The following is a 19131-nucleotide window of genomic DNA, read 5'->3' as shown; positions in this document are numbered from 1 at the left end:
ATCTCTCCTATTTAATATCGCAGGTCTTGGCCCACGTCAGAAGCAAAAATTCAAACGAGTGTTTTAACACCCAATTAGACCACGAGTAACAATCAATTAACATCATCACGCATTGTGAGATGTAGCTTGGTCACAAAATCAATGATCAATGCAGCGGTTTCCTCCTGACTCTGAAGATGGCAGTGGTGTGTACCTTTTACCATTTCCACGGTCAAATCCCTGAACCACCCTTTACGCTGTTGCGCGAGTGGGCTGCGTAATTCTGGATATCCGTCGTCGCCAATAATCGCGAGAACCGGACATTGTATGCCTTTGATGAGGTGTTCAGCGTGGTGTGTCGACATACGGTATATCGACTCCGTCTTTAGTTTGGCATCGTGTCTCCAACGCCATTCTTCGCCCACTTGCTGTAATCCACGAGTCACCAAAGGGGTTAAATCTTCAATGGATACTTTGTTGATGCCACGACGTAACTTTAGCGCCGCATCCAATGACGGCAAACTTCTTGGTGCTTTGATCTTTTGACGACTTTCAACGCCACTTCGAAGACGATCAACCACCTTATCGTCGCGTTCGGACATGGGGCCAAGCGCCTCTATCATCACCAGTCCCTTTGCTCGCTCAGGAAACGCGGCAGTCCAACATGACGCAACCAAGCCACCCAATGAATGACCAACGAGCACGATCTCTCTATCACCCAACTGTAAGATCAGTTGGTGCAAATCATCCACGTAATCGAAGAAAGGGTAAAAACTGTCGGCACCTTTATGGTCAGACAAACCGTGTCCAGGCCAGTCTGGCATCACGAGGTCAGCATGTTCAGTTAGCAGGGGCACGAGAGGTTCGAAACTTCCGCTATTGTCTTGCCAACCATGAAGCATCAGCAAAATAGGCTTTTGACTCTCAGACAGAGAAACCTGCGCGGCGAGATTACCAAATCTCACTGCAAATTGTTTTTGTTCTAATACCATGATGCACTGCTGAATGCTGTATGGGCTTCGCTCTGCTTTCAGAGGGCGCGAAGCCTATCACAGACGAGGTTAATTAAGTGGTACGAGGAGTTGAATCTGTTCCGTATTCATACAAATACGTCCACACCAAACATTGCCATGATTTCTTCACGCCTAGCCTGATTCTTCACCTCCATGTAGGAGAGAAGCGCATGTCGGCTGCGACCGTCGGGCAAATCATAGTGGATCTGTTGGTGGGCGTCTTGCGCGAGCTCTGGATTTCGAATGCCTTGACTGACCGCTTTGGCAACAACCGTTGGCTGAGTAACCTCAGCACCCGCTTGCGCCTTCTGTGATTTTTTTCGCCCCGCATTAGCTGGGCGCTGAATCGGTTGCGGTAGTCCTTGAATTGAAACCATGGCTGCTCTTCTCGGCTCGTTTTATCCTAGCTGCAAACGAAATGCAGGAACTATTCGCGACCTGGTAGCTTTTTCCACGCTACGGTGTCACGCAGATAAACAGGGCTTGCATGTTCTGCATCCACTGCCTCACCACGTGCAAGCGCATGATACGCAAGAATAAGCATGTCTTCAGCTTCAGGATACATAACACCGCTATCTGTTGTTTCTAAGTGTAGCTGGCTTGTCAAATCTGGGTAGGCCTGCCAACCCGTTCCTGCGGTAAACCAAGATGTTTCTACAAGTTGCGGATTGAACAGTGTCGGTGGTAGCACCGCTTCTTCAACAACGGTTGCCCAATCACCGTTATCCAAACGTTGATAACCGCCCGCATAAATTTCATTCATGCGCGCATCAATGGTAGCGAGCACATGGTCAGCTTGGTGACGGCGGTACGCCTGCTGTGCCATCGCAGCAAGTGTTGAAACACCGACCATAGGAAGGTTTGCGCCAAACGCTAGACCTTGCGCAATACCAATACCAATGCGCACACCAGTAAAGCTTCCTGGTCCACGACCAAACGCTAACGCATCTAACTGGCTCAGCGTTATGCCTGCTTCTGCCAGCACACTATCGACCATAGGCAAAATTTTGGTGGTATGTTCACGCGGCGCGATTTCGCAGCGAGCGATAGTTTCATCACCTATTTTCAGTGCCACAGAGCAGTTTTCGGTTGCCGTATCGACGGCAAGAATTTTAGAAGTCATTTACGCCTCGGGTGTCGCTGCAATATCAGCAACATCGTAGTTATTTATTAATTTTTCTATCATCTATACCCCGCACGGGGACGATGACGCTAGCTAAAATCACTAGTCAAAGTTACTAGTTAAAGATACTAGCTAAAGCCACGTGCGAAAGAAGCTTGCTACAGATACTTGCTAATGTCATTCGTCGCCAGAGTCAGTCTCGCTAGCATCAATAGCCAAGAGAAACTCGCTCACCTTCGCCAAATCCCGCGTTCTTGGGATAGGCGGTAGGCTACGCAAAAATGTCTCACCGTATTGTCTGCTCACCAAACGGTTGTCACAGATAATCAGCGCACCATGATCGCTGCCATCTCGAATGAGTCGGCCTACTCCCTGCTTCAAGGTGATCACCGCATCAGGGATTTGCACCTGAGAAAACGGGTCTCCGCCTTGCAAGCGACAATCTTCAATTCGCGCTTTCAGCAAAGGGTCATCGGGCGATGTAAAAGGTAATTTGTCAATAATAACACAGCTCAGGGCTTGGCCTCTAACGTCAATCCCTTCCCAGAAAGCGCCAGTTGCCACCAACAATGCATTTCCAAGTTCGATAAACTCGGCCAGTAGTTTTTGCTTAGACATTTCCCCCTGCACGAGCACGGGCAAATCAAAACGCTCGCGAAACCCTTCCGACAAATCACGCACCATTTGGTGAGACGTGCAAAGGAAGAAACAGCGGCCGTTATTTTGCTCTATCACGGGCGCAAGCATGTCCACCAGCTTATCGGCCAAGCCATAACTGTTAGGCTCGGGTAAGAACCGAGGCACACACAAAATTGCTTGGGTTTCATAATCAAACGGGCTGGGCAAGGTAAATTGCTCTGCCGGCTCTAAACCTAGACGGTTGCTGAAATGGCTAAAATCGTCGTTGACCGCCAACGTTGCTGACGTGAAGATCCACGCCCCCTGTTGCATCTGAATTTGTTCACGGAATTTTTCCGCCACGGAAAGCGGCGTGATATTCAAACTAAAGTGGTGACGGCTGCACTCGTACCAATAAGAGTATCCTGGAATTGAGGTATCACTGAGTCGCTCCAACCGTGATTTTAATAACGTAGTTCGCTCAAACGCTGCATCCAGCAATTGGCTTCGCCCAAGCGATAATTTGATCACGTCATACGCAAGAGTGAGTGCATCTGACAATCTCAGCAATTCACGTGCGACCGCTGGCGATGAACTAATTTCTCGCCAATTGCCACGAAAGCCCGGTTCTCCCAGCACAATGCGCAAATCCGATGCGGAATGGGACAGACGATCAGCGACTTTATCGAGCTGTTTGGTATCGCGTAATTCTGTGCGATACGCAATATGGATGTCTTTGGCAAGTTCTTGGATTTGGCGGCTAGACAAGCTTTGACCAAAGTATTGGCTTGCAATATCAGGGATTTGGTGGGCTTCATCAAAAATGAAGACTTCTGCTTCGGGAATTAGCTCACCGAATCCGGTTTCTTTAATCGCTAAATCCGCCAAGAAAAGATGATGGTTCACCACGACAAGGTCAGCATCCATCGCCTTTTTACGGGCTTTTACGACAAAACACTCTTTGTAGCTTGGGCACTCTTTGCCGAGGCAATTGTCGTTTGTTGACGTAATGGTAGGAATGATTGGGCTATCTTCCGCCAAGTCATCACATTCACCTAAATCCCCCGTTTTAGTCTCAGACGACCAACTTCGAACTTTAATCAGCTGGGTGAGTAACGTGGGATCGGCCTGTCCGTCATGACTTTCAACCACTTGATGCCCCAATCGCTCAGGGCACAAATAGTTGGAGCGCCCTTTAAGCAGCGCCACACGCCCCGTAAATCCCAAGGTGTTCATCATCAATGGGAGATCGCGATGAAAGAGCTGTTCTTGAAGGTTTTTCGACCCTGTACTGACAATGGTTTTCTTGCCACTCAGCAGCGCAGGCGCAAGATAGGCATAGGTTTTACCCGTTCCCGTTCCTGCTTCTACCACCAGCTGGGAGCTGTCTTTGATCGCACGCTCGACAGCCATCGCCATGTCCGTTTGCGGTTGACGTGGTTGAAAGCCTTTAATGGCTTTAGCGAGCGCACCTGTTGTGGAGAAAACCTTCGAAATCATTGGTCATATATACAGTGTTATAAAGATCTGCATTATGCCAACAAACCCATCGACCTGCCATGCATCTCATGGGAAAGGTGCAGGAGTGAGAGTATAAAGTTGGAAAAACGAGGGGAATCTCTCCATCCGCTCTGAATTTTTGACCTATTGGAAAATTCAGAGTAAAACAAATGGAATACGTAATTGCTTCACAGCACCCCTTTTGACTTCGCGAGATTCATGCTTCTATGGAAAGAAAGACTCTGCTGACGGATTGTCCTGACGCGCAAGGCCTTATCGCCAAAATCACCAACATTTGTTACAAGCATCAACTCAACATTATCCATAACAACGAATACGTTGATCACAGCACTGGGCAGTTTTTCATGCGCACAGAGCTTGAAGGCATCTTTAATGATGAAACCTTCTTGATGGATATCGATCAGGCTCTGCCACCAGGCAGTCATCGAAGCCTTGTTGACGCAAAACGCCGTAAGCGCGTGGTGATTCTGGTCACCAAAGAATCTCACTGCTTGGGCGACATTTTGATGAAAGCCTATGATGGCTCTTTGGATGTCGATATTGCTGCTGTCATTGGTAACCACAATACGCTTGGGGCATTGACGGAGAAATTTGATATTCCGTTCCACTTTGTCAGCCACGAAAACGTCGAACGCGAAGCGCACGAAAATCAGGTCGTCGAGATTATCGATTCCTATTCGCCAGATTACATTGTGCTGGCCAAGTTTATGCGCGTGTTAACGCCAAACTTTGTTGCACGCTTCCCGCGTCAAATCATCAACATTCACCACAGCTTCTTGCCTGCGTTCATTGGTGCTCGCCCTTACCATCAGGCATACCAACGCGGTGTGAAAATTACTGGTGCAACGGCGCACTTCGTGACGAACGACCTTGATGAAGGTCCAATCATCGACCAAAACATCAAGCATGTTGACCATACGTTTAGCGCTGAAGACATGGTGAAAGCTGGGCGTGATGTCGAGAAGACAGTATTGAGCAACGCACTCAGTTTAGTGCTTGAAGACAAAGTCTTCGTATACGGCAACAAGACTGTAATTTTGTAATTATCACCTCGATATAAACGAAAATAGGCCGATTGTATCGGCCTATTTTTTTATGCGTTGCAGGTCGCGTCCCTTAGAAGGAAATACTGCTAGAAGGACATACTGCCACCCACCGACCAACTGTAGCCGGTATTGTCGCCATACATTCGAAAAGCAGTTCCTTTGATATAAGGCGAGATTTTCCATACCTTGTTCCACCCAAGGGTAAACTCCAGCTCATTACTTCTATAGTCACTGTCACTGTCGCCCCACAATTCATCTTCGTATTGTCTCAATGAATGCGTATAGGTTGCTGAGGCATACCAATTTTCAAAGTATCGACTGTAGCCTGTGTAAAGCGCTTGTTTATCTCCTGCTTCAAACTCCCAACCACTGTCATCAATGAGTTCATACTTTCCACCAAATTTGATCGACGATTTTGGGAAAAACTTAGTCAAAGAAAGATCAATAAGATGGCTGTTTGTTCGCACACCAAATTCACCCAGTAACACGTTATCCCATTGGGAGTACTCGTAGTAACCCGACAGTCGAACATAGTTATCAAACATGTGGGATTGACCATAACCAACGGCAAACCAATTGGTTGAGTCAGCGCCTAAATACAGATACGAATCATCCTTGATATCCACCGAGTATCCTAACTCTAGAATCTTGTCTGAATAGCTCACATTCATATTGGCCGAGGCCAACGCAGGTGAAAGCATCAAGATCGAAAGTAGAATTTTTTTTATCATAGTGTTGTGAATTCGTCTCGTGGCAGGTTTGAAGAAAGAAAAAATGGCTCCGCGCAAACGGAGCCTAAAGGGCCTTACTGGCTAATACGGTTGCGAATTTCGCTGCGCACTCTGTCGCGGTCGATGTTTCGAGCAGGCGCATTGATTTGCATCGGTTGCGGGTTGTTTTTAATGTGGTCTTCAATCTTACCCTTCACATTGTCCCAGCCATGGCGCTGTATATTGCGGATCAATGCGATGGTGTAGCGGTTACCTTCGTTCCCTGACACTCCAAGGCCAGAAAGCATATCTTGCCCGTGACGATAAACACCCTCGTAAACACTCTCAATGCTGTCATGTTCTGTGCCTAGGTAATCATTGATACTGCGAAGCACGGTCTGTTTGTCTGAATCAGCCACGTTTTTATCAATGTGCTTTAGCGCATCAACCACAAGGGAATGGGCGATTGAGACGTTACCATTGAAAGAAAATGCCAACGCACCAAGCTTGTGCTGAAGATCAAGGTCGCTATCTGTCGTTAAGTAGAAAGCCACCACGGTAAACGCGGCCTGCTCCATCTTATCTTGGTCGTAATGAACACCGGAGCCGTATTTAAGATACTGACCAATCAGGTCATCTTGGTTGTACGCTTTGATGATTTCTTTTTGCAGGTTAAGCACCGCGGTAATATCGTCTTTGGCGACATAGTCGAGGTTGGTATCAACGCCAAAGTCATAGTCTGGCGTGAAAGCAAAACGGGTAATGTTGAATGAATACGCCTGCTGCTTATAAATCACACCGATGGTGCCATCGCCCATGATTCTCGCTGCGACCGCTTCTCCATCTTTATCGACGAGAGCAAATTCTTTGGTCATATCATCGTAACCAACTACTTGATACTCATTGCCTTCGAAGCGAACAAGTCCATCATTGTCGACATGAATATCGCCAATCACACCGCCCCAGTCAGGGGTGTCTCCAATATCTAATCCCCACTCAGGAGACGTATCAAGGTCAGGTCTTTGCTTTTCAGAATCATCGATATCGGGAATCGTCGGGCTAGCGGGAATACCAAAATTGGGATCAGTAGGCTCAGGGCGATCGACTGTGGGTGGATCAATTCCAAAACTTGGGTCTGTCGGTTCGGGGCGGTCAACAACATGATCGTTGCTACCATGGTTTGATGAAGAGCATCCTGCTACGACAAAAGTTGATCCAAGAATGAGGGCCAATAGCGTTTTCTTCATAATCATCACCTGTAAATTGAGTACAGGACTAAGGTAACGAACTCGATGAATATGCTCTAATTGCCAGTGCTTATTAGGATGATAAGCAGAGCTAATTTGGCACTATAAGCAGGCGAAATTAGCTCCAAAAGAAACGGACATAACCGCGTTATGACGGGGAGTTTTCGCTTTCGATAACTTGCTCTAACGAAACTGGGTGTAGTTTCACACAAACCCCGTTTGCCTTAAATGCCACCGTAGGATTCGCTAAGCGCTCCCCTTCCCCAGAAGGCGAACTCAGTTTCACCTTAACGCCTTTCTCTTCCAATTCATTCCAATTAGCTTGCAGGTTAGGAAACAAAGAGAACACATCCTCTAGCAATGCTTCTGGCGTAGTCGCGCTGGACGGAATCACCCACTCCGCATGCTCCCATCCTTGTTCAGGATACGTTTTCTCACTGGGATACGGCAGCTCAACACAGTGCGTACTCCACGCTCCAAATGACAACGCATCGCGCGTTTTAATCACCACAATCGGGCGACCATTGATCGTGTTCACTGAAATCTCATCCCCATGGTTCAACCATGCCTCATGCAACTGCTTAGCCAGATTGAGATCGTTAACGCGAAGCGCGATATGGTCAGCTTGATAAGGCGTTAGGTCAATGCTCAGTGTCTCCAGCAACGCCTGAATACGATGGCTAAAAGGGTCAAGTGACGATAGGAGGTGATCAACGGTTAATGCTGACATGGAAATCTCTTTGTTAGTCAAAAAATCGCGCCAAGTATCCCACTCACGGTTAGGGATTACCATCGCGTATCGAATGAGTGAAATTTCTCCAGAAATACACTGCAAGAAAATGAACACGACTCAGCGACAATGAAATCACGGTATTTCACCGGATATGGGTTTCAAACTACATCTATTTGTGGGTATTATTACGCCTATCAATCTGCACCCGTTTTTGGTGCTGAACGCGCGGTATTAAAGCCGTCAACCATGCCCTGCAATGAGCCTTTTTCATTGGGTATCGTTGACGGATTTTTGCTTTAGTACCATCGCCAGTAAGCCCCGCGTCGTGACTTAGGGTCATGCAGAGTCAATCGGGTATCAAAATTAAGGTAAACACGTGAATATTCAAGCCCTTCTTAATGAAAAAGTATCGGCAGCTATGGTCGCAGCCGGTGCACCAGAAGGCAGCCCAGCTGCAGTACGTCAATCGGCAAAAGCACAATTTGGTGACTACCAAGCCAATGGCATCATGGGCGTAGCAAAGAAACTCGGTGGTAACCCTCGTGACTTCGCGCAAAAAGTATTGGATGTATTAGACCTTGAAGGCATTGCATCGAAAACCGAGATTGCTGGCCCTGGCTTTATCAATATTTTCCTTAGCCCTGAGTGGTTAGGCCAGCAAGCTGACCTTGCACTGGCTGACAGCCGTTTGGGCGTTGCTGAAGATCAGAAACAAAATATCGTTGTTGATTACTCTGCGCCTAACGTAGCGAAAGAGATGCACGTTGGTCACCTTCGTTCAACCATTATCGGTGATGCTGTCGTTCGCACCCTTGAGTTCTTGGGTCATAACGTTATTCGCGCAAACCACCTTGGTGATTGGGGCACACAGTTTGGTATGTTGATTGCCAACCTTGAGCGTCATGAAGCAGCAGGTGGCAATATTTCGATGGATCTTAGCGACATCGAAGGCTTCTACCGTGAGTCGAAGAAACTGTACGACGAAGATGAAGAGTTTGCCAAAACGGCACGTAACTATGTGGTTCGCCTTCAAAGTGGTGATGAGTACTGCAAAGCGAAATGGCAGACACTGGTTAAAATCACCCTTGAGCAAAACCAACGCAATTACGACCGCCTAAACGTATCTTTGACGAACAAAGACGTGATGGGTGAAAGCATGTACAACAGCATGCTTGCAGGTATTGTGGCTGACCTAAAAGAAAAAGGCTTGGCTGAAGAAAGCGATGGTGCAACCGTTGTATTCCTTAATGAATACAAGAATAAAGACGGTGAGCCTATGGGTGTAATCATCCAAAAACGTGATGGTGGTTTCTTGTACACCACCACCGATATCGCGTGTGCCAAATACCGTCACGAAACCTTCAATGCCGACCGTGTGCTGTACTTCATTGACTCCCGCCAGCATCAGCACCTGATGCAAGCATGGACTATCGTTCGTAAAGCAGGTTACATCCCAGAATCAATGAGCCTAGAGCACCATGCATTTGGCATGATGTTGGGTAAAGATGGCCGTCCATTTAAGACCCGTGCGGGCGGTACCGTACGTCTGGCCGATCTGTTAGACGAAGCTGAAGTGCGTGCGAAGAAACTGATTGAAGAGAAAAATCCAGACATGTCTGCTGAAGAAAAAGCAAACATCGCTGAAACCGTTGCCATGGCAGCCGTTAAGTACTCTGATCTTTCTAAGCACCGCACCACAGATTACATCTTTGATTGGGATAACATGCTGGCGTTTGAAGGTAACACTGCGCCTTACATGCAATATGCTTACACACGTGTGGCTTCTATCTTCGCTAAAGCGGGTATTGACGCAAACGCTGTTGAAGGCAACATCATTATCGCTGATGAAAAAGAAAAAGCATTGGTGTCTAAACTGCTGCAATTTGAAGAAGCCGTTCAATCCGTTGCACGCGAAGGTCAGCCGCACATCATGTGTAGCTACCTCTTTGAACTTGCTGGTACTTTCTCTAGCTTCTATGAAGCTTGCCCAGTGCTTAATGCCGAAGGTGAAACAAAACAAAGCCGCTTGAAACTTGCTGCGCTGACAGCCAAAACCATCAAGCAAGGACTCAGCCTTCTAGGTATCAACACGCTGGAACGTATGTAATCAATACGCACTGAGTTTGCATTAAAAAATCTGAACCTCATTCATTTTTGAATGGGGTTTTTTTTGCTCTTAACAACAATCGACATCTGTTTCTTGTATCATTGTTGACACATGTAGCACTAAGGAATGGTGTATGAGCGATTACGCTTTTTTTCAAGCGACTAAAATATTCAAGCGTGCCGTGCCTTTAATGGTGAAGTACAAAGTTCCTACCACACCACACTACTTTTCTTTGTGGTATACCTACTGCGCCGGTACCCACCAACAACTTAACGACGCCGTTGATGACACGGTTAAGCGATTTGGCAGCTGTTCACCTGCACAGTGCGACTCATTGATTGAGTCTTACCTGCTCGATGACGCCAAACGAGAAGTCGATAATTTCCGTAAAAAACTGGAAAGTTTAGTGGCCGACATGGGTCAATCGATCGATACCACAGTGTCAGATACACAGGCATTTCAAACCATCCTTAATTCATCGGTCAACCGATTGGAAGATGTCGAAAGCCACGCTGACATTAGTGGCGAAGGCCAAGTCGTGTTGCAAGATCTGCTTAAAGGGTCACGCCACTTACTGGAAGCAACAACGCAATACCAACTGCAGGTGACGACACAAAAAACAGAAATCGATTCCCTAAAATCCCAGTTGCAGGAATATGAAAAACAAGCCACACACGATGCGCTGACTGGCACACTAAACCGCCGAGCATTTGATAAACAACTCAATGTTTTTTTGCTAGAGAAAAGCGAACTGTGTTTAGTGATGGTCGACATTGACCACTTTAAAGCCTTTAACGATGAATTTGGCCATCAAATGGGTGACCAAGTCCTGAAGATCGTCGCACAGAGAATTGAAAAAAGCGTTGAAGATAACGGAATGCTATATCGATACGGCGGCGAAGAGTTTTCGGTACTGCTGCCAAAGATGTCTCTGAGAGGCGCATTTCAAATTGCAGAAAAAGTCAGAAAGTCGCTAGAGCGCCTCTCTGTCACCGACAAACGCTCAGGGCAAAAAATCAACTCAATTACTGCCTCTTTTGGTATTGCTGAACGTTCAATTGGGGAGGAAGGTTCTCAATTCATCGCCAGGGCCGACGAAGCGTTGTATGACGCAAAACATCGTGGCCGAAACCGAGTAATGCCGATGGTTCGATAAACAAGCCTGAAACAAACAACCTTTACCTGATGTCAGATCTTTCTGTTCGTTGAGGTTGTTTGATATACCCCCTTATTGATCAGAGATGACTGTAGCCTTATCTAATATAGACGCATCTGCCATTGTGCTATATGACTTTAAGGCCCCAATTTTGCCCCCCCGTTAGCAAGCCACTGCATTTCTTTCTCAGTCGATAAGCGACCTAACGACGCATTTCGCTGGGGAAAGCGTCCAAACCGCTGAATGATTTCGTAGTGGTTTCGTGCCTGCCGATAAAAATTCTCAAACAAACCTGCTTCAAACGACGCCGCTGACTGACACAACTGGCTAAACCTAAACAGCGCTTCTTCTTGATCTTCCGCGTGTTCGGAATGCTGTAACGGGGTGTAAAAAAACACCCTTTGAATGGGCAATAAATTCTGATCCTGTCCCATCGCTAACCCGCGCTTACACAGCGCAAGGGCGAATTCATCATAACGAAAAGCCGCACTGAGTCCTCGGTACACTCGTCGACTGAACTGGTCCAATAAAATAATATGCGCCAGCGCGCCAAGTGGTGAATCAAGCCACTGAGAAAGCTTACCCTCTCCTGCCATGCTCACGTACGGTAAAAAACGTTCACGAATAAGGTTATCTGACGCCTCGTCCCCATGTAGCCACATCGCCTTGATAGTGTCATTGGTTTGTGGCGCCTCTGCGTCATCAAACCAAAAATCCAGCACTTCTATGTAATCCATGCTTGCTCCTGCGATGTTAGCTTTACGCCCTTTTGCCCAATATACCCAAGCAACCTGAAGATGCTCGATTTCAGAGGCGATGCTCGGTGTTGCCCCTTTTTGATGGCGCTCACTACATCGACAAAGGGACGCCTTGATCATAACGTCAGTCAAGCTCGCTGAATCCTGCATCTTCAGGTTATTTGGGTATACATCCTCTCCTTTTAGCCTAATGCGAATTAGAAAAAAGAGTGTCTTATTCACAGTTAATACTTAGGTTTTGTGATTTTTCTATGACAATTGCGCAATTTCTTTCCACGCCATCATCACAGAGTTTTATCTCTGTCATTGGTTTACATTTATCAGAATTGACAGTAATTTTGAGTGAGTTTGAAAAAGAAGAGAAAATATAATGGCGTTTGAGCTTCATCCCCGTTTAGAGGCAGATACAACTTGGCTGGGTGATTTCCCGCTATGCCGTATTTTGATAAGCAAAGAAAACATAGGTCCTTGGATAATTTTAGTTCCCAAGGTTGATGGCGTCACCGAACTACACCATCTTAGTGATAATGATCAGCAGCAGTTCATGCGTGAATCATCGCAATTGGCTGCGAAACTCGAATTCCACACCAACGCTGATAAGCTAAACATGGGTGCATTAGGAAATATGGTGCCTCAACTCCATATACACCATATTGCTCGTTTTCAGGATGATGCTGCATGGCCTGCTCCCATTTGGGGTAACACCCAAGGAATCACCCGAAACGATGAAAGCCAAGCCGCGGTTGTTGAAATGTGGAAAGCACACCTTAGCGACATTGATGGGTTTTCAGCGGCGACGTCATAAGACTGTTTCTTAAGACAATCTGGCATGAAAACATGTTGCTAAACCATTTGTCGACAATCAGAAAAACAAAAAGCGCAGTGATAACCTCACTGCGCTTTTGCTATTGGTCAACGTCTCACTGCCACATAGCCAGTCATTTAGCCGTCGTGACAATCATGTATCACTGAATCACAGTGATACCGAGTTCTTGGTCCTGCACCCACAGGTAGCGCCTCTCGACGCCATTGTGCGACTGGGATATTGTCGTTTTTAGCTGACCTTTCTTAACCCAAACCGCCAGCATTGCATCAATCCCATCTGCCGATAACGAAAAATGGGTCGCTAACGTTGTTAACGTACAATTTGGGTTAGCAACGATGTAGTCACGAAGATCATCAAGAATCATAGTGCGACTGCATTGACAGGTAATTCTCGTTTAGCCTGTCGCTTCAGCATGTGTATCGCTGCCCACATGACCATCAAGCAGCCAAATATAGAAACTCCGCTGTTTAGTGGCGTTTCAAAAATCATCGCCATTTGATAAACCATGGTTGCACAAACAATTGCGAGCAACATGGTCCAACTGCCAATAAACACAGCGAATGGACGACCAAATTCACGCACGTATGCACCCATTGCTGCCACACAAGGTGTATAAAGCAAAATAAACACCAAATAAGCAAACGCACTCGCCGCCGTAAAGTTAACACTCAGATTTGCAAAGATACTCAAATCTACGTCTTGGTCCTCGGCAACAGCTTGTTGGTCAGGTAAGTCACCCACATCAAGCCCCAAAGGATCAGAAAAGTTAAGTCCCAACAAGTTTTCAGGAATGGTTTGCACGGCTTCTTGCAGGCTAGCCATCAGATCATAATCGGACGCCTCTGCTTCATTGGGTGTTGCATAAAGGTTATTCAACGTCCCCACCACGGCTTCTTTTGCAAAGATACCCGTAATAATACCCACGGTTGCAGGCCAGTTGTCTTCTTGAATACCGATTGGCGCAAATATTGGTGTGACAGTCTGAGCAACTTTAGATAGCACAGAACTTTCTGAATCTTGGTTTCCAAAAGAACCATCGGTACCCAGTGAGTTCATGAAGCTTAGTACTGTTACCACCACTACGATCGTCTTCCCCGCCCCCAGCACGAAACGTTTAAGCTTGTGCCAAGTTTTAAGTCCAACATCTTTAAAACGAGGCCATTCGTAGCGAGGCATTTCCATCATAAACGCGTCACTATCACCTGGATAAATTGTGCGTCTCAGCACCACGCCGGTAAATACCGCGACCGCGATACCCAATAGGTATAGTAAGAACACAATATTCTGCCCATTTTCTGGGAAGAATGCCGCTGCAAACAGCGCATAAACAGGCAAACGAGCGCCACATGACATGAACGGCGCCATCGCTGCCGCCAATCGGCGTTCTCGTTCTTGGTCGAGTGTTCGGGTTGCCATAATCGCCGGTACGTTACAGCCAAAACCTAAAACCAATGGAACGAAGGCTTTGCCTGGTAAGCCAATTTTTTGCATCGCTTTGTCCAACACAAAGGCTGCTCGAGCCATATAGCCCGAGCTTTCGAGCAATGACATAAACAAATAGAGGCAGGCAATAACAGGAATAAAAGTGGCAACCGTTTGAATACCGCCGCCGACACCATCGGCCAGTAAAGTGACGAGCCAAACCGGTAAGTGGCTATCAAACAAGAAATGCGCGCCATCAACCAACAATGCGCCAGTGCTGATATCAAAGAAGTCGATAAACGCGCTACCGATGTTTATCGAAAACATAAACATCAAATACATAATGAGGAAAAAGATGGGTAAACCAAAGTAGCGGCTCAAAATGACATTGTCGATCGCATCGGTAATACGCGCTTTAAGCGGGATGATCTGCGTTTTACACAGATGACAGATTTCAGCAACTTTCGAATAGCGCACATTCGCGATAACAAGGTCGACGTCTACCTTCTCAAGCTGTTGCTCACGCACATCATCGAGCAAGGTGTGCGTTTCAGCTGCCATTTGATTGAGTAACGCACGATCGCCGGTCAAAAGGCGAATCGATTTAGCCCTTTCATACGTTGCGCCCTGCTGCTGCAAACCAACAGACAGTGTTGAGATGGCAGATTCCACTTCAATACCGTAATCCAGCGCGATCGCAAAGTGAGGGGCATTGCTATTAATTTTATCAGACAGCGCGACTTTAAGCGCACTCACAGACAGAGGGTCTGTTGCAGTGACACTCACCACAGGACAGCCCAATGCTTGGGACAGCTTCTCTGTGTCAAGATCGAAGCCTTGCTGGATAACGATGTCCATCTTATTCAGCACGACAACCATTGGTCGCCCTAGCTCACGCAACTGCAGTGTTAGATACAAGCTTCTTTCAAGACAACTGGCATCCAGCACATTAACAATCAAATCACTCGGTAGTGAAAATAACGCTGAGATTGCAATCGACTCATCGAGACTGTTCTCTCCATCGGCGTTATCCAATGTGTAAATTCCCGGTAAGTCGGTGAGTTCACATGCGTCTTCACCAAGCTGTGCAATGCCTGTTTTTTTATCAACAGTCACACCGGCCCAGTTGCCGATTTCTTGACGGCCACCCGTCAAACGGTTAAACAGCGTGGTTTTACCTGAGTTGGGGTTACCAACTGTTAGTAACTGCTTACTTTGCATTCGCTGTCACCTCTATTTGATTTGCGAGACTCTTTCGAAGTGCGATGTCACAACCGCGGACACGAATTTGTATAGGATCACCCATCGGGGCAAGGCGAATGACCTGAACATCTGTATCTGGCAACAAACCCATCGCCATTAACTTCTTTCGTGGTATGGAAGGCACACTCGACAGTGATACCACCTGCCCGTTCAAACCCGGTTTTAGCTCCGAAAGCTTCATAATCACAACCCAAATGAGAATCATAAACATTTACGAGCAAAGTATTGCAAAATGTTGCAATAGGAAAGTTGTTTTCGATCAATAAAACCTTGGCTGTTTCATAATGAAGAAATTGCCGCTCGTCAAAATCGTCAAATATCTCGTCAATATCGTAAAAAATTCGGAGATTTCATCCAATTTAACCGCTTCGCTCTCGATAAACTCAAAATACTTTCTCGTCCAAATGTCGTTAATTTCGTCAATTATTTGGCATTAGTGCATTTTTCTTGACGATAAACATTGGACTGAGTCCAAAAAATATCGCGGTTTTTAATGGGATTGAAATAATGGCGGGAAATTACTATGCCCAGAAAGGGAAGAACCGTTTTAATGAACTCAAGTTAATTCCAGACGGTGTGAGGGACTCGACTCCCACACACCTCCGGCAGCAAGCGAAGGTGTCTTTGACGCCCGTGGTATAGTCAGTCGGCTATGCCACGCTCTTTTTTTTCATCTCCCCCTCTTGTTGTTATACGTTCCAATTCTCATATTTCTCGACGCTCATATCTCTCTCGAAACTGCGATGGCGTGTATCCATACTTTGCTTTAAATGACTTCGTAAAGTACGACGGTTCATTAAAACCGCAAGCTATTGCAACATTGGCAATTTTATCGCCTTGATACAGCATGCGCTGTGCGTTCGCTAACCGCGTAGAAATAAGTGCTTCTTTAAACGTGTAGCCAAATTCTGCTTTAAAACGCCTTTGCAGGCTTCTCTCAGACGTAAAAAACGCTTTTGCTAAGACTGCGAGTGAAAAGTCAGGATCATGAAAATGCGTGGAAATCGCATCGAGAACATCCTTTTGCCATTGCGTCTGCTCTAAGTATTGCGGCCCTTTATTTTCTACGAACTCAATGCCTGCTTGCTCTTTAGCGCCGACTTGCTGTGAATATTGTGCAAAGTGTCCATCATGTAACACGTGAAAATAAAACACACTGCTTGTTGTTGTCTTATCCGCGCCATCGCTGTTCGCATTGATAATCAATGATTCACGCCTGTCTATCTCAATGACTTTTTGATGCACCGTATGACGAAGTTGTAAGTTGTGTGATTTCACCAAGGCGGTTTTACGTCGGTAATACCAAATGACAAACAACGCCAACGTTATAATGGCAAGCAACACTGCGCCTAAACGCTGATACCAAGGTGAAGCGACATCCAAGGTAATCAATGGCCGTTCAATCTTTTCTCCACCCTGCGAGCGCTCTCTAATCATCAGTGTATATGCGCCTGACTCTAAGGCGCTGAATTGCAAATGCTGATCTTTAGTCTCGTGCCAGTTCTCTGCATTGCCGCCCTCTAAGCGATAAATCACACCCTCATCTTGACGGAAAGGCATCTTCCCAATATCGATCATCACCGATGACTTACTCGGGATAGATACCTGATCCAACGTGATTGCGCCTAATCGCCATGGCTTCCCATTAACAGAAACCGAGCCGACAACTGAAGTTCGCAAGGGGGCGTCAAACAGCGCTTTTAATTTGTCGCTTGTTAATAAGAACACACCATAATCGCCTGCAACCAACAAAGACTCGTTAACCACAGCGCATAACTCGCGGTTATGGGTAGTTAATGACGACCGTTGTCCGGCTTCAACATGATGGCGTTGGCCTGATATCAAATTGAAACGCTCTATACCTTTGGTCGTGATGGCGAATGCAAAATCTTTGGACAGGGCCAAACACGCTTCGTCCACGCCAAGCTCACTACCAAACACTTTTTTCGCTTCGCTGGCTCCGTCAATCGGGTATTGATAGACCCCTTTGGTCGTAAGTAACCAAAGTTCATCGTTCTTGCCCAAGCTAACAGAAAGCACACTTCCTACGCTCTCTCGAGACAACTTGTGCTGAAATCGGCCATCAAAATAGAAATGAAGCCCGTCACTCGCACCCAGCCACGACCCTTTTTCGTCAAGATCCAGAACAGCATTTAATTGCGCATTTTTTTGTGCGGACCAATCAGCACCAAAATTGATAACCGTTTGGCTATCCGGCCAAAAACGGAAGACTTGCTGTTCTTCCACTAACCAAAGTGAGTGGCTGTCTGCCACAATATTGTCAAAGGCAACCCCCTTTAGGCGTTCAGGCACGTTATCCATACTGACTTGCAATGTATGCGGTTCTAAAACAACCAATCCAGACGCAGAAGCAACCCAGAGGGTATCTGACAAAGTGACCATCCCTTCAATCGCAAAGCCAAGCTTGGTTGAATCAAGAGGGCTAAGATTGTCATCAAGCACAATGACCTTATTTTTAGAGCTTACGTAGTGCTTATCGTGCAGACTCACCATAGAAGAAAGTTCAGTGTCACCCCAATCGGGGAAATGCTGGGGCAACGCAAATCGACGAACATCTTTCGAACTTGGGGGATGGTAATTCAGCCCAGTGTCTGTCGAAACCCACATCTCCCCTACTCTGCCCATATCAATATCTGAGATCTTTTGCCCCAACAGGCTAAATTGATCATCCGTATTGCTTTCAACCAAAGAGAAGCTAGGCTCACCTCTTTCACGAACATTACCGTGATAAAGCCCTTGGTCAGTACCAACCCATATGCCTTCATTATTTTGAGTAATTGCAGATATCGTCATTCCATCAAGATGGCGAGAGACTTCATTGCCGTCTACAACGCGGATTAAACCCGAATCAAATCCCACCCATAATTCACGATCACCATAGTGAACCGCCGCAACCAACTTTTGTTCTACCGCATACAGATGTTGCTCTGTGGCAATGTTGATCAGTGCTGAAGCGCCCAGCCCTATCAAGTTCTCCTCACTTGTAAATAGCCGTTTCAGCGGCAAACGCGTAAGGTTGGTTGGTGCTTTCGTTCCTTCAATAAATTGGTACAAATACGAAGAGGTCGATACCCATAGCGTTCGCTGGAATACGTTAACATCAGTGGCTGACTCGCCTTCGCCGAGTGGTATTTCTTCAAATTCGTTGGCAGCAACGTCAAAACGAAAGAGCTTTCGATTAACAATAAACCACAGTGAATTATCAAACATTGCGAAGCGAGAAATACGGCCTTCGGGGGGAGAGATGAAATCTGAAAGAGGATGGTAATGAACCCCATCATAGAAGTTTACTGTACCCTCACCATCAAGCAGCCAAACACCGTGATTAGGCACATATTCAATATCAACAACATCATTGATATCGTCATGGCTAGTAAAAGGAAAAGCGTAAAAGATGGGAGACGCAGTGACCTGAATTGGCGCGATAAACACCAACAAGATGGCAAACATCAATAATGTAGAAGCAATGCGATAGATAATTCGAGAAGACATCTTTAACTAAGTATTATTTTGATGTTTCAATATCTTCGCAGTTTTCCATGACAGGTTAGTTGATCAAAAACACGTATGCGATGCAAATCACAAGGG

At 46.4% G+C, this 19131-nt stretch carries 16 protein-coding genes; 4 read left to right on the top strand and 12 right to left on the bottom strand.

Annotation, left to right across the window (positions count from 1 at the left end; all coding sequences use genetic code 11):
* Positions 1-92: 92 nt before the first annotated feature.
* The 4 genes from Q365_RS0119945 to Q365_RS0119930 all read right to left on the bottom strand — a co-directional run bounded on the left by Q365_RS0119945 (position 93) and on the right by Q365_RS0119930 (position 4233).
* Positions 93-971 carry an alpha/beta fold hydrolase gene (locus Q365_RS0119945; RefSeq protein ID WP_028025006.1) on the bottom strand — a complete coding sequence of 293 codons (879 nt, stop codon included), beginning with the start codon at positions 969-971 and terminating at the stop codon, positions 93-95.
* Between the two features lie 107 nt (positions 972-1078).
* Complete coding sequence (locus tag Q365_RS0119940) at positions 1079-1369, bottom strand: hypothetical protein (RefSeq protein WP_028025005.1); 291 nt, start codon at positions 1367-1369, stop codon at positions 1079-1081.
* A gap of 50 nt (positions 1370-1419) precedes the next feature.
* Positions 1420-2115, bottom strand: coding sequence for a tRNA (adenosine(37)-N6)-threonylcarbamoyltransferase complex dimerization subunit type 1 TsaB (tsaB, locus tag Q365_RS0119935; RefSeq protein WP_028025004.1), 696 nt, complete (start codon positions 2113-2115; stop codon positions 1420-1422).
* Positions 2116-2292: 177 nt separating this feature from the next.
* Positions 2293-4233, bottom strand: coding sequence for an ATP-dependent DNA helicase (locus Q365_RS0119930; protein ID WP_028025003.1), 1941 nt, complete (start codon positions 4231-4233; stop codon positions 2293-2295).
* Between the two features lie 227 nt (positions 4234-4460).
* Here Q365_RS0119930 and purU point away from each other — a divergent pair, with 227 nt between their 5' ends.
* Positions 4461-5297, top strand: a complete 837-nt coding sequence (purU, locus tag Q365_RS0119925; protein ID WP_028025002.1) for a formyltetrahydrofolate deformylase — start codon at positions 4461-4463, stop codon at positions 5295-5297.
* Between the two features lie 89 nt (positions 5298-5386).
* On the opposite strand, the gene Q365_RS0119920 is transcribed toward purU, so the two are convergent.
* The 3 genes from Q365_RS0119920 to Q365_RS0119910 all read right to left on the bottom strand — a co-directional run bounded on the left by Q365_RS0119920 (position 5387) and on the right by Q365_RS0119910 (position 7987).
* Complete coding sequence (locus Q365_RS0119920; RefSeq protein ID WP_245621581.1) at positions 5387-5926, bottom strand: hypothetical protein; 540 nt, start codon at positions 5924-5926, stop codon at positions 5387-5389.
* 179 nt (positions 5927-6105) lie between these two features.
* A complete protein-coding gene (locus tag Q365_RS0119915; RefSeq protein WP_028025000.1) occupies positions 6106-7257 on the bottom strand; it encodes a hypothetical protein in 1152 nt (383 codons plus the stop codon).
* Positions 7258-7405: 148 nt separating this feature from the next.
* The gene (locus tag Q365_RS0119910) at positions 7406-7987 is read right to left on the bottom strand and encodes a VOC family protein (protein ID WP_028024999.1); all 582 of its coding nucleotides are present in this window, start codon (positions 7985-7987) and stop codon (positions 7406-7408) included.
* Between the two features lie 379 nt (positions 7988-8366).
* Here Q365_RS0119910 and argS point away from each other — a divergent pair, with 379 nt between their 5' ends.
* Positions 8367-10097 (top strand): arginine--tRNA ligase, encoded by a 1731-nt coding sequence (argS, locus tag Q365_RS0119905; RefSeq protein WP_028024998.1) that lies wholly within the window; start codon positions 8367-8369, stop codon positions 10095-10097.
* A 133-nt stretch (positions 10098-10230) separates the two neighbouring features.
* Positions 10231-11253, top strand: a complete 1023-nt coding sequence (locus Q365_RS0119900; protein ID WP_028024997.1) for a GGDEF domain-containing protein — start codon at positions 10231-10233, stop codon at positions 11251-11253.
* 137 nt (positions 11254-11390) lie between these two features.
* Here Q365_RS0119900 and Q365_RS0119895 read toward each other — a convergent pair whose 3' ends face one another.
* Positions 11391-11990 (bottom strand): DUF924 family protein, encoded by a 600-nt coding sequence (locus Q365_RS0119895; protein WP_028024996.1) that lies wholly within the window; start codon positions 11988-11990, stop codon positions 11391-11393.
* 391 nt (positions 11991-12381) lie between these two features.
* Here Q365_RS0119895 and Q365_RS0119890 point away from each other — a divergent pair, with 391 nt between their 5' ends.
* Positions 12382-12816, top strand: coding sequence for an HIT domain-containing protein (locus Q365_RS0119890; protein WP_028024995.1), 435 nt, complete (start codon positions 12382-12384; stop codon positions 12814-12816).
* Positions 12817-12976: 160 nt separating this feature from the next.
* On the opposite strand, the gene Q365_RS0119885 is transcribed toward Q365_RS0119890, so the two are convergent.
* The 4 genes from Q365_RS0119885 to Q365_RS0119870 all read right to left on the bottom strand — a co-directional run bounded on the left by Q365_RS0119885 (position 12977) and on the right by Q365_RS0119870 (position 19035).
* Complete coding sequence (locus Q365_RS0119885; RefSeq protein ID WP_028024994.1) at positions 12977-13201, bottom strand: FeoC-like transcriptional regulator; 225 nt, start codon at positions 13199-13201, stop codon at positions 12977-12979.
* A complete protein-coding gene (feoB, locus tag Q365_RS0119880; RefSeq protein WP_028024993.1) occupies positions 13198-15480 on the bottom strand; it encodes a Fe(2+) transporter permease subunit FeoB in 2283 nt (760 codons plus the stop codon). Before feoB ends, Q365_RS0119885 begins: the two co-directional genes overlap by 4 nt.
* Positions 15470-15703 carry a FeoA family protein gene (locus tag Q365_RS0119875; protein ID WP_028024992.1) on the bottom strand — a complete coding sequence of 78 codons (234 nt, stop codon included), beginning with the start codon at positions 15701-15703 and terminating at the stop codon, positions 15470-15472. Before Q365_RS0119875 ends, feoB begins: the two co-directional genes overlap by 11 nt.
* Positions 15704-16227: 524 nt before the next feature.
* Positions 16228-19035: an AraC family transcriptional regulator gene (locus Q365_RS0119870; RefSeq protein ID WP_028024991.1), complete on the bottom strand. Its 2808-nt coding sequence runs from the start codon at positions 19033-19035 to the stop codon at positions 16228-16230.
* Positions 19036-19131: the final 96 nt, after the last annotated feature.

It is taken from the genome of Enterovibrio calviensis DSM 14347 (assembly GCF_000621165.1).
Taxonomy (GTDB): Bacteria; Pseudomonadota; Gammaproteobacteria; order Enterobacterales; family Vibrionaceae; genus Enterovibrio; species Enterovibrio calviensis.
The sequence above is the reverse complement of the archived record's forward strand: the minus strand, read 5'-3'. Positions and strand labels throughout refer to the sequence as shown.

What these genes read in the sequence shown, in the direction of transcription:
- Q365_RS0119885 (WP_028024994.1), bottom strand. Translation starts at nt 13,201, where the DNA reads ATGATTCTTGATGATCTTCGTGACTACATCGTTGCTAACCCAAATTGT.
- purU (WP_028025002.1), top strand. Translation starts at nt 4,461, where the DNA reads ATGGAAAGAAAGACTCTGCTGACGGATTGTCCTGACGCGCAAGGCCTT.
- tsaB (WP_028025004.1), bottom strand. Translation starts at nt 2,115, where the DNA reads ATGACTTCTAAAATTCTTGCCGTCGATACGGCAACCGAAAACTGCTCT.
- feoB (WP_028024993.1), bottom strand. Translation starts at nt 15,480, where the DNA reads ATGCAAAGTAAGCAGTTACTAACAGTTGGTAACCCCAACTCAGGTAAA.
- Q365_RS0119870 (WP_028024991.1), bottom strand. Translation starts at nt 19,035, where the DNA reads ATGTCTTCTCGAATTATCTATCGCATTGCTTCTACATTATTGATGTTT.
- Q365_RS0119915 (WP_028025000.1), bottom strand. Translation starts at nt 7,257, where the DNA reads ATGAAGAAAACGCTATTGGCCCTCATTCTTGGATCAACTTTTGTCGTA.
- Q365_RS0119910 (WP_028024999.1), bottom strand. Translation starts at nt 7,987, where the DNA reads ATGTCAGCATTAACCGTTGATCACCTCCTATCGTCACTTGACCCTTTT.
- Q365_RS0119895 (WP_028024996.1), bottom strand. Translation starts at nt 11,990, where the DNA reads ATGGATTACATAGAAGTGCTGGATTTTTGGTTTGATGACGCAGAGGCG.
- Q365_RS0119900 (WP_028024997.1), top strand. Translation starts at nt 10,231, where the DNA reads ATGAGCGATTACGCTTTTTTTCAAGCGACTAAAATATTCAAGCGTGCC.
- Q365_RS0119945 (WP_028025006.1), bottom strand. Translation starts at nt 971, where the DNA reads ATGGTATTAGAACAAAAACAATTTGCAGTGAGATTTGGTAATCTCGCC.
- Q365_RS0119890 (WP_028024995.1), top strand. Translation starts at nt 12,382, where the DNA reads ATGGCGTTTGAGCTTCATCCCCGTTTAGAGGCAGATACAACTTGGCTG.
- Q365_RS0119940 (WP_028025005.1), bottom strand. Translation starts at nt 1,369, where the DNA reads ATGGTTTCAATTCAAGGACTACCGCAACCGATTCAGCGCCCAGCTAAT.
- Q365_RS0119875 (WP_028024992.1), bottom strand. Translation starts at nt 15,703, where the DNA reads ATGAAGCTTTCGGAGCTAAAACCGGGTTTGAACGGGCAGGTGGTATCA.
- Q365_RS0119930 (WP_028025003.1), bottom strand. Translation starts at nt 4,233, where the DNA reads ATGATTTCGAAGGTTTTCTCCACAACAGGTGCGCTCGCTAAAGCCATT.